Annotated in this window: 9 protein-coding genes; 3 read left to right on the forward strand and 6 right to left on the reverse strand. The window is 71.5% G+C overall.

The window, feature by feature from the left end; translation table 11 throughout:
* Nucleotides 1-115 precede the first annotated feature (115 nt).
* Nucleotides 116-1,642 (reverse strand): FMN-binding glutamate synthase family protein, encoded by a 1,527-nt coding sequence (locus J0670_RS18660; RefSeq protein WP_207812754.1) that lies wholly within the window; start codon nucleotides 1,640-1,642, stop codon nucleotides 116-118.
* A gap of 243 nt (nucleotides 1,643-1,885) precedes the next feature.
* Between J0670_RS18660 and J0670_RS18665 the strand changes: the two genes are divergently transcribed.
* A complete protein-coding gene (locus J0670_RS18665) occupies nucleotides 1,886-2,545 on the forward strand; it encodes a hypothetical protein (RefSeq protein WP_207812755.1) in 660 nt (219 codons plus the stop codon).
* Between the two features lie 68 nt (nucleotides 2,546-2,613).
* Nucleotides 2,614-4,500: a glycoside hydrolase family 15 protein gene (locus J0670_RS18670; RefSeq protein ID WP_207812756.1), complete on the forward strand. Its 1,887-nt coding sequence runs from the start codon at nucleotides 2,614-2,616 to the stop codon at nucleotides 4,498-4,500.
* 61 nt (nucleotides 4,501-4,561) lie between these two features.
* On the opposite strand, the gene J0670_RS18675 is transcribed toward J0670_RS18670, so the two are convergent.
* From J0670_RS18675 to J0670_RS18685, 3 genes are read right to left on the reverse strand one after another with little or no spacing between them, the layout of a single operon-like run.
* The gene (locus tag J0670_RS18675) at nucleotides 4,562-5,800 is read right to left on the reverse strand and encodes a cytochrome P450 (RefSeq protein ID WP_207812757.1); all 1,239 of its coding nucleotides are present in this window, start codon (nucleotides 5,798-5,800) and stop codon (nucleotides 4,562-4,564) included.
* A gap of 18 nt (nucleotides 5,801-5,818) precedes the next feature.
* Nucleotides 5,819-7,213, reverse strand: coding sequence for an NAD(P)/FAD-dependent oxidoreductase (locus tag J0670_RS18680; RefSeq protein ID WP_207812758.1), 1,395 nt, complete (start codon nucleotides 7,211-7,213; stop codon nucleotides 5,819-5,821).
* Nucleotides 7,203-7,454, reverse strand: a complete 252-nt coding sequence (locus tag J0670_RS18685) for a ferredoxin (protein WP_207812759.1) — start codon at nucleotides 7,452-7,454, stop codon at nucleotides 7,203-7,205. The genes J0670_RS18680 and J0670_RS18685 overlap by 11 nt, the downstream gene beginning before the upstream one ends.
* 379 nt (nucleotides 7,455-7,833) lie before the next feature.
* Here J0670_RS18685 and J0670_RS18690 point away from each other — a divergent pair, with 379 nt between their 5' ends.
* Entirely contained in the window at nucleotides 7,834-8,673 is an 840-nt protein-coding gene (locus J0670_RS18690; protein ID WP_207812760.1) for an SDR family oxidoreductase, read from the forward strand.
* A 28-nt stretch (nucleotides 8,674-8,701) separates the two neighbouring features.
* Here the strand turns inward: J0670_RS18690 and J0670_RS18695 are convergent, their stop codons facing one another.
* Together J0670_RS18695 and J0670_RS18700 are read right to left on the reverse strand one after the other, a co-directional pair.
* Nucleotides 8,702-9,445 (reverse strand): hypothetical protein, encoded by a 744-nt coding sequence (locus J0670_RS18695; protein ID WP_207812761.1) that lies wholly within the window; start codon nucleotides 9,443-9,445, stop codon nucleotides 8,702-8,704.
* A 208-nt stretch (nucleotides 9,446-9,653) separates the two neighbouring features.
* The coding region (locus J0670_RS18700) for an AAA domain-containing protein (protein ID WP_207812762.1) at nucleotides 9,654-10,063 on the reverse strand (410 nt) is incomplete at its 5' end.

A 10,063-nucleotide genomic window follows, 5' to 3' on the forward strand; every position in this document is an offset into this window, starting at 1 on the left:
ACGATCCTCCCGCGCTGGGACACGCGTCACACACGCCTGCGCGCAGGCCGCAGCCGGTCGGGGTGACCGGCTGCGGCGGGGGCTTCGGGGTGCGGTGGTTGTCGCCGTGGGTGCGTCAGGAGGCCGGCTGGGTGGTGAGGAGTGCCGTGATCTCGTCGGCGAGGTGGGGGCCGAGTTCGCCCCAGCCGTCCTTGTAGCCGTAGACGCCGGCCAGGGTGCGGGCCTCGTAGTCGCCGTTCAGGATCTCGATGTCGTTGGCCGTGATGAGGGCCGGGTGGGCGACGCCGACGGCCGCCGAGACCTTGAGCAGTTCCTTGCGCAGAGTGCGCAGGTAGACGGCGGCGCGGGTGGCCTTCGAGGCCGGGTCGAGGCCGTGGGCGAGCCAGGGGTTCTGGGTCGCGATGCCGGTGGGGCACTTGTCGGTGTGGCACTTCTGGGCCTGGATGCAGCCGATGGACAGCATCGCCTCGCGGGCGACGTTGATCATGTCGGCGCCCAGGGCGAAGGCGACCGCGGCGTTCTCGGGCAGGCCGAGCTTGCCGGAGGCGATGAAGGTCAGGTCGTCGGTCAGTCCCAGCTCGGCGAAGGTGCCGTAGACCCGGGAGAAGCCCATCCGGAACGGCAGCGACACCGAGTCGGCGAACATCCGGGGCGCCGCGCCGGTGCCGCCCTCGCCGCCGTCGATGGTCACGAAGTCGACGCCGCGGTCGCCGCGCGCCATCAGGGTGGCGAGCTCCTGCCAGAAGCCCATCTCCCCCACCGCGCTCTTGATGCCGACCGGCAGGCCGGTCTCGGTGGCGAGCAGCTCGACGAAGTCGAGCATCGAGTCGACGTCGGTGAACGCGGTGTGCCGCGACGGGGAGGCGCAGTCCTGACCGACCGGGATGCCGCGGATCCCGGCGATCTCCTCGGTCACCTTCGAGCCCGGCAGCATCCCGCCCAGCCCGGGCTTGGCGCCCTGGGAGAGCTTGATCTCTATCGCCTTGACGGGGGCGCCGGCGACCACGTCCTTGAGCTTGTCGAGGTTGAAGCTGCCGTCCTCGTTGCGGCAGCCGAAGTAGGCGGTGCCGAGCTGGAGGATGAGGTCGCCGCCGTTGCGGTGGTACGGCGAGAGGCCGCCCTCGCCCGTGTTGTGCATCGTGCCGGCCAGCGCCGCGCCCTTGTTGAGCGCCGTGATGGCCGCGCCGGAGAGCGATCCGAAGCTCATCGCCGAGATGTTGACCACGCTCGCCGGACGGAACGCCTTGGCGCGTCCGCGCGGCCCGCCCAGCACCTTGGCCGAGGGCAGCGGGGCCTGCGGGTCGTGCGCGTCGGGCAGCGGGCCGGCGAACGTGCGCTGCTTCAGGTAGGCGTGCCCCTGCACGTGCTCGACGTCGACCTCGGTTCCGAACCCGAAGTAGTTGTTCTCCTCCTTCGCCGACGCGTAGATCCAGGTGCGCTGGTCACGACTGAACGGGCGCTCCTCCTCGTTCGAGGTCACGATGTACTGCCGCAGCTCCGGTCCGATCCGCTCCAGCAGGTACCGGGCGTGCCCGATCACCGGGAAGTTCCGTTGCAGTGCGTGCCGCTTCTGGATGAGGTCGCGGGCAGCCAGAACCGCTACCGCTGTCGCGGCGGCCGCGCCGATCTTCCGAGCGTGCATGAACGTTCCTCCTCGATGCACGACTCCATCGCCATCGGTGGAGTCGCAGTTTCGTGTTGGGCCCAAACAATGCGAAATGCATAGTAAGAGCCCTCGTGGACGCGCCTGCGGCCAGGGGTCCGGGGCGGGAGCCGGCGCCCCGGACGGACGACCCCGGCGGACGACCCGGGCGGACGACCCGGGTGGCGGGCCGCGGTGCCCCACCACACGATGGGGACCGGCGACGCCCGGGAGGAGAACGCCATGCCAACCACCGAGGCACCGCCGGAGCGGGCGCTGAAGACACCGCGAGCGGCGGCGGTGGCGGGAGTCCTCTGCGCGTTGATCCTGGCCACCGTCATCATCCTGGTCCGCCAGCTGCCCGCCGACGTGGTCACGGACACCGGCTGGCTCGCGAACCCGTCCCACCGGGACACCCTGAACGTGGCGCTGGAGTTGGTGCCGTTCGCCGGAATCTTCTTCCTGTGGTTCATGGGCGCCATCCGGGACCGTGTCGGGGCGGCGGAGGACAAGTTCTTCGCCATGCTCTTCCTGGGCAGCGGGCTGCTGTTCGTCGCGATGCTCTTCGTGCTCGCCGAGGCGGCCAGCGGCCTGGTGGCGGCGGCCGACTCGGCTCCGCCCACCACCGAGCCCCAGTTCTGGCGCTTCGGACAGCATCTGGTCCTCACCGTGCTGGCCAGCTATGTCACCCGGATGGCAGCCGTCTTCACCCTCTCCACCACGACGATCGCGCAGCGGCTCGGCATCCTCCCCCGGTGGCTCTGCCGACTGGGCTTCCTCTGTGCGATCTTCCTGATGTTCGTCGCCCGCAGCGTCCCCTGGTCCGAGTTGCTGTTTCCGGCCTGGATCCTGGCCGTCAGCGGCCACATCCTGCTGCGCCAGCTCCGCCCCCGGGCAGCTTGAGCACCACCGGGCGAACCTCTCGGACAGGGCCGACAGTGGAAGGGGGGCTCCGAGAGGACGGGATGATCATGGACCGGTACCCGGCCATCGCCGATCACGGCCTTGTCGGCGACCTGCAGAGCGCCGCGCTGGTCTCCTCCCAGGGGGTCGTCGACTGGTTCGCGGTCCCCCGGTTCGACTCGCCGAGCGTCTTCGCCGCACTGCTGGACCACGATCGCGGCGGCTACTTCCGCTTCGCGCCCGAAGACCACGGCACCGCCTGCAAGCAGCTCTACTACCCGGACACCGCCGTGCTGGTGACCCGGTTCATGTCACCCGACGGAGTCGGGGAGGTCTTCGACTTCATGCCGCCGGACCGCACGGGCACGCCCACCGACCGGCACGTCCTGATCCGCGGCGTACGGGCGGTGCGCGGCACGGTGCGCTTCGTCCTGGAGTGCCGGCCACGGTTCGACTACGGCCGGGCCGAGCACGATCTCGTCCTCCAGGACAGCCGGGACGGCCAGCACAGCCGGGACGGCCGGGACGACCAGGGCGGCACCGCCGTCTTCCGTGCGCCGGGGATCACCGCGTACCTCCAGAGCACCGTGCCGCTGCGACGGGACACCGAGGCCGGCCAGGACGTGCGGGGGGTCGTCACCCTGAACGCGGGCGAGGTGGCGGGCGCCGTCCTCACCACCGACGCGCCGGACGGGCCACCACCGCCCCCGCTGAGCAGGGACTACGTGATCGAAGAGCTGTGGCCGGCCGTGGACTTCTGGCAGCACTGGGTGCGCGGATCCCGCTACCGGGGCCGCTGGCCGAGCATGGTGAACCGCTCCGCGATCACCCTCAAACTGCTCACCTACGCCCCCACCGGTGCCCCCGTCGCCGCAGCCACCATGGGGCTGCCCGAGCAGATCGGTGGCGAGCGGAACTGGGACTACCGCTACACCTGGGTCCGCGACGGCTCGCTGTCCGTGCGCGCCCTGCTCGACCTCGGCTTCAACGAGGAGGCGGCGCGGTTCACCCGCTGGCTCGGCGACCGCCTGGGCGACCACCTGCGGGGTGGGGGCGACATCGAGGGCGAGCCGCTGCAGATCATGTACCGGGTCGACGGGGACCCGGAGCTGAGCGAGGAGGTCCTCGAACACCTGGAGGGCTACCGCGGCTCGTACCCCGTGCGGGCCGGGAACGCCGCCTCCGACCAGTTGCAGCTCGACATCTACGGCGAGGCGCTCTACGCCCTGGCGGAGGGCAGCACGGCCACCCAGGGCGGCGGCGGTTACCACGGGTGGAAGAACCTGGCCCGGACCCTGGACTGGCTCGCCGACTCCTGGGACCGCCCCGACGAGGGCATCTGGGAGACCCGCGGCGGACGCCAGGACTTCACCTACAGCCGGGTGATGTCCTGGGTGGCCTTCGACCGCGGCCTGCGTCTGGCGGCCGAGTACAGCCGGCCGGCCGACACGGCCCGGTGGACCGCCGCCCGCGACACCATCCTCGACCAGGTGATGGAGCGCGCCTGGAACGCGAAGGAGCAGGCCCTGGTCCAGTACTACGGTGGCGACGTACTGGACGCCTCGCTGCTGCTGATCCCCCGCGTCGGTTTCCTCACCCCCCGGTCGGAGAGCTGGTTGTCGACGCTGGACGCGATGGACCGCACGCTGGTCTCCGACAGCCTGGTCTACCGCTACGACCCCGCGGCCTCCCCCGACGGTCTGCGCGGCTCCGAAGGCACCTTCAGCCTCTGCACCTTCCTCTACGTGGACGCGCTGGCCCGGGCCGGCCGCCTGCGGATGGCGCGCTACGCCTTCGAGAAGATGCTGACCTACGCCAACCACGTCGGCCTCTTCGCCGAGGAGATCGGCCCCCGCGGCGAGCAGTTGGGCAACTTCCCGCAGGCGTTCACCCACCTCTCGCTGATCATGGCGGCCAGGACGCTCGACGAGGCCCTCGACCGGCAGCGGGACTGACGGGTCATCGCGTCCCGGGCCCGCCGCTGAGCAGCAGCGGGCCCGGGGCGCGGTGAACGGGCTACCGCTTGAGGCCGTCGATGGCGATGCCCAGGTGCCGGGGCCCGCGCAGGACCGCGTTCCGGCGGTACGGCGGCGGGTCCTCCACCAGGCGCGGGTTGTCGAGCCGGCGGGCCAGCTCGGTCAGGGCGATCTGGGCCTCCAGCCGGGCCAGGGGGGCGCCGAAGCAGCTGTGCACGCCGCTGCTGAAACCGAGGTGCTGGTTGTCGGGCCGGTCGGGGATGAAGCGGTCGGGGTCGGTGAAGCGCTGGGGGTCCCGGTTGCCGGAGGCGAGCACCAGGAAGAGCGTGACGCCCTTGGGGATGGTCGTCCCGGCGATGTCGATGTCGGCCAGCGTGGTCTTCTGGGGCAGCAGCTGCACCGGCGGCTCGAAGCGCAGCAGTTCCTCCACCATCGGCACGGCCAGGTCGGGGTCGTCCCGCAGCCGCTGCAGCGCGTCGGGGTTGCGCAGCAGGGTGAGCATGCCGTTGGTGATGAGGTTGACGGTCGTCTCGTGGCCCGCGATCAGCAGGAGGATCGAGGTGGTGACCATCTCCGCCAGCGTCATCCGGCCGTCGGGCCCGTGGCCGGAGGCCATGGCGGAGAGCATGTCGTCGCGGGGCGAGCGGCCGCGTTCCTCGATCAGGGCGGCCAGGTAGGCGGCGAGCTCGGTCCGGGCCTGCCGGACGGTCCGCATCTGCTCCTCGAGTTCCTCCGCCGAGCCGAGGGAGGGGTCGATGCTGGCGGCGAGGGTGTCCGCCCAGCCGTGGAAACGTGACTCGTCCTCCCGGGGCACCCCGAGCAGTCGGCAGATCACCGTGACGGGGAACGGGTAGGAGAAGTCGTCCACGAGGTCGATCTGCTCCCGGCCGTCGAACGCGTCGATCAGGCCGGAGACGATCTCGCCGAGCTCGCCGCGCATCTCGTGGATCCGGCGCGGGGTGTGCGGCGGCCCGAACGGCTGCATCGCCAGCCCGCGCAGCCGGTCGTGCTCGGGCGGATCGAGCCGGATGAAGGACAGCGGCAGATTGGGGTCCTCCTCCGTGGCCGGGGTGCGGAAGGCGTCGGGGCTCAGGTTGCGCGGGTCGGAGCTGAGCCGCGGATCGTGGAGCAGGCTGCGGATCTCCCAGTACGTGCTGACCAGGTAGGGGCCCTCCTCGTCCCGCACCACCGGTGTCTTGCGGAGCTCGGCGTAGAGGGGGTACGGGTCGGCGCGGTTGGCGTAGTCGGTGATCTGGCGCAGGAGTGCGACCGACGTCATGGTGTGCGTCCTTCCAGGTCAGGCGCGGGCGGGCGTGAACGAGACGCGACGGTCGCTCGGCGAGTGGCCGCTGAGGGTGACGGTTGGGCCGTGGCTGGGCAGCGAGGGGTCGGGGAAGCCGGCGGGCACCGGCTCCATCCCTTCGGGCCGCCGGTCGACGGTGGGGAACTCGGGCGGGAACGGCGCGACCTGTTCGATCTTCTTCTCGTAGAAGTCCAGCCATTTCGCCTGGTCGACGGTGACGGCGGCGATCATGCGCCCCTGGTAGCCGTAGACCGCGGTGAAGCGGCCTTCGGCCAGGGACCCCTGGGTGACCATGATCTCCTCGCCCATCGGCGGGACTCCGACGGACTTGATGTTGACGCCGAACTGGGCCGACCAGAAGGCCGGCATCCACAGGTGCGGCCGCCGGTCCGAACTGGCGCTGACCATGTTGTGCGCCGCCGTCTCGGCCTGAGCGACCGCGTTGCCCCAGTGCTCCAGGGAGAGGAACTGGTAGCCGAACAGCGGGTGCGGGGAGCGGGCGACGTCCCCGGCGACGAAGACGTCGTCGGTGACGATGCCCCGCACGTCGAAGGCCCGGCAGCCGGCGTCGCAGGCGATCCCGCGCGGCCCGGCGCCGAGGCCCGAGGTGGCGAGCCACTCGGTGTTGCGGGTCGCGCCCAGGCAGACGACCGCCACCTCCACGTCGACCGCGCTGCCGTCCGAGAGGTGGGCGCGCCGCAGCCGTCCCGCGGAGTCCCCCTCCAGCCCCGTCACCATGATCCCGCAGCGCAGGTCGACGCCGGCCTCGCGCTGCATCCGCGCGGCCACCGCGCCGACGACGCCGCCGAGCGCGCCCACCAGCGGGGCCGGGCCGCGTTCCGCGACGGTGACCTCCAGCCCGCGTTCGCGGCAGGCGGAGGCGATCTCGGAGCCGGTGAAACCGGCGCCGATGACCAGGACCCGGTGCGGGCGGGCGTTCAACCGGTGGTGCAGCCGAGCGGCGTCGTCGCGGGTGCGCAGCACGAAGACCCCGTCCAGGGCGGCCTCCTGCTCGTTGAACCAGGGGCGGGCGCGGACGCCGGTGGTGATCAGCAGCCGGTCGTAGTCCACCGAGTCGCCGTCGGCCAGGTGCACCCGCTTGGCCGCCATGTCCAGCCCGGTGGCGGCCGTCCCGAGCCGCCACCGCGCGTCCACGGGCCGGCGCCTGGGCAGTGCCGTGTGGTCGGCGGGCACCCTGCCGAGCAGGACCTGCTTGGACAGCGGCGGCCGGTCGTACGGTTCGTGGGGCTCGTCACCGATCATCGTCAGGGTGCCGGTGAAGCCCTCCGCGCGGAGCGTCTCGGCGGCCCGCAGGCCCGCCAGGGAGGCGCCGACGATGACGATGTCCCCTTCGCGCCGCAGCTGTTCGAGATAACCGTCAAGCGACACCGGAGACACCCGCCTCCGCCGTGGCCGGCGCGCCGTTCAGGCCCGCCACGTCCAGGCCCTCCACGGTGATGGCCTTGACCGGACACGCCTCCGCCGCCCGCAGCACGTGCTCACGCAGGCTGTCGTGCGGCTGCGGGTCGTACATCAACGCCTCGTCACCGTGCATGGTGAACACGTCCGGGGCGAGGAACGCGCACTGCGCGTACCCCTGGCATCGGTTGAGATCAACGACAAGCCTCATCAGGTCTCCGCTTTCTCGGTTTCCTCGGTGACGGCGCCGTGAGTGGGCGATGTGGTCGTCGGCGCTGCGGCCGGTCAGCGGGCCGCCCGGACGGCTGGTGGTCCTGACCCAGCATGGAAGGCCCTCCGGAGCGCCGCACGCCCACCGGGCCAACGGCGTGAGGCGACCGACCTGCGGGTCGGCCCGTGGGTCGGCCCGTGGCGCTACGGGCCGGCAGCCGCCACCGCGCCGAGGCGGCCACTGCGCCGTAGGCCGGAGAAAGCTCCTCCGGACGGGCCAAGGGCACGAGCCGGACCGCATCGTGTGCCGCCGACGGTGTTTGCGTTCGGTGCAGCGCAGCAGACCGTTCGGTGCAGCGCACCAGACAAGGAGAGCCGCCGTGGGCACCAGCAACAGCGAGAGCCGCCAGACCACCTCCTACCCGTTCCTCAGGGGCCAGAAGGCCCTGGTGACCGGCGCCAACTCGGGCATCGGCCGGGCCACCGCGATCGGCCTGGGGAAGGTCGGCGCCGACGTCGTGGTCAACTACGTGGCCGGTCGCGAATCCGCCGACGAGGTGGTGCGGGCGATCGAGGGCCTCGGGGTGCGGGCCTACGCGCACGAGGCCGACGTGTCCAAGGAGGACGAGGTGGCCGGGATGATCTCCCGCATGGTCGACGAATTCGGCACGATCGACGTCCTGGTGGCCAACGCAGGCCTGCAACGGGACGCCGCCGTCGGTGACATGACGCTGGCACAGTGGCAGAAGGTCCTCGACGTCAACCTCACCGGGCAGTTCCTGTGCGCCCGCGAGGCGGTGAAGGAGTTCCTGCGCCGAGGAGTCGTCCCGGAGGTCTCCAGGTCCGCGGGGAAGATCATCTGCATGAGCTCGGTCCACCAGATGATCCCCTGGGCCGGGCACGTGAACTACGCGGCCTCCAAGGGCGGCGTGCAGATGATGATGGAGACCCTGGCCCAGGAACTCGCCCCGGAGAAGATCAGGGTCAACGCGGTCGCCCCCGGCGCGATCCGCACCCCCATCAACCGCAGCGCCTGGGAGACCCCGGACGCGGAGGCCGACCTGCTGCGCCTCATCCCGTACCGCCGGGTCGGCGACCCGGAGGACATCGCCACCGCCGTCGCCGCACTGGCCTCCGACCTGTTCGACTACGTGGTCGGCACCACGCTCTACGTCGACGGCGGGATGACGCTGTTCCCGGGCTTCGCCACCGGCGGGTGACCTCAGCGCACGGCGTCGACGGGTGACCTCAGCGCACGGCGTCGGCGTTCTCCCAGTGGCGGTCGAAGTACTCCTTGAAGTACTTCGCCGCCTCCGGGCCTTCGAGCCGCATGCCGGACACCCGGGGCCCGACGGTGAAGGCGAGGAAGACCGCGCGGTCGTCCATGATGGCCATGCTCATCAGGTCCGCGCGGATGGACCAGCGCACGTCCCTGATCTCGTAGCGGGTCAGGTCCCGGGTCTCGTCCCGGTGCCGCGTGATCCAGTCCGCGAACTCGGTGGACGAGCCCGAGCAGAACAGCCGCCGCACCGATCCCCCGGTCCGGGCCCAGTCCAGCACCTGCCGGAAGTAGTCGGCGAACTCCTGGGTCGACTGGCTGAACTCGTCCGGGGTGCCGGTCCGCACGTACCAGGTGTCGAGGTTGCGCACCCCGCGCTGGAGCAGGTAGGCGGTCGCCGCCCCGTAGAAGGCGGCGGCGCTGGGGTAGTGCTCGATCCGGATCGGCGCCGACCGGTCGACGCTCTCGCGCAGGGACTTGAGCTCCTCGTGCAACCGGGCGAGCTCGTCCTTCGACTTCCGCATCGGCACCAGTGCCCGCATGATCACGTAGATCGCGAGGAACAGGAACGGCATCTGCCAGGCCACCGGGACCCCGAACACCCCCGCCACGGCCGATGCCGCGCAGGCGACGATGCAGAGCCCGGTGACGACCCTGTCGTCCCATCTCTCGATCTGCCGCTCCAACTCCTCGACGCTCTGACTGCCAGCCATGGGCCCCACTTCCGATCGGCGTGAATTCGCGTGACACGTAACGGAATTGATGGGAAACCACGGTACGGACGGTCTCGCCAGGGCTGGAAGCACGAGCCCGTCGCGGTTCTGTCACACCGCCGTACGGCCCGGGGCCGACGGAGCACCGCAGTCCTGGAGTCGGCGTCGGGGAGGACCGCTGTGGAGTCGGGCGGCGGCGCCGGGCGGGCTACGCGGGGGCCTCCGCCGGTACGGGGCCGTCGAGGGGCCAGGTGTCGCGGTCGGCGACGTGGTCGTAGGGCGGGAGTTCGGCGGCCAGGACGTCGAAGTGGGCCAGCGGGGCCCACAGGGCGCGGTCGCCGATGACGTAGAGGCGGCGTTTGGCGCGGCTGGCGGCGACGTTGAGGAGGTGCGGGGTCTGGGCGGCCCAGGCGCGGGCGCCGGGGCGGTTGCCGCCGAGGAGGAGGATCACGACGTCGGCCTCCTTGCCCTGGGCCTTGTGGACGGTGGCGCAGCGCTCGTCGAGGGCTTCGGTGGTCCAGCGGTCGGGGTCGTGCTCGCGGCAGGTGGTGCGGGCTTCGGCGACGAGGACGCGGAAGGGGGCGATGATGCGCAGGCGTTCGGGGGTGACGCCGTGGC

Origin of the sequence: Streptomyces sp. FH025 (genome assembly GCF_017427025.1) — a bacterium.
In the GTDB taxonomy this organism is placed as follows: domain Bacteria; phylum Actinomycetota; class Actinomycetes; order Streptomycetales; family Streptomycetaceae; genus Kitasatospora.

Excerpts from the sequence above, each read along its gene's own strand:
- J0670_RS18660 (WP_207812754.1), bottom strand. The coding sequence starts at position 1,642 with ATGCACGCTCGGAAGATCGGCGCGGCCGCCGCGACAGCGGTAGCGGTT.
- J0670_RS18665 (WP_207812755.1), top strand. The coding sequence starts at position 1,886 with ATGCCAACCACCGAGGCACCGCCGGAGCGGGCGCTGAAGACACCGCGA.
- J0670_RS18670 (WP_207812756.1), top strand. The coding sequence starts at position 2,614 with ATGGACCGGTACCCGGCCATCGCCGATCACGGCCTTGTCGGCGACCTG.
- J0670_RS18675 (WP_207812757.1), bottom strand. The coding sequence starts at position 5,800 with ATGACGTCGGTCGCACTCCTGCGCCAGATCACCGACTACGCCAACCGC.
- J0670_RS18685 (WP_207812759.1), bottom strand. The coding sequence starts at position 7,454 with ATGAGGCTTGTCGTTGATCTCAACCGATGCCAGGGGTACGCGCAGTGC.
- J0670_RS18695 (WP_207812761.1), bottom strand. The coding sequence starts at position 9,445 with ATGGCTGGCAGTCAGAGCGTCGAGGAGTTGGAGCGGCAGATCGAGAGA.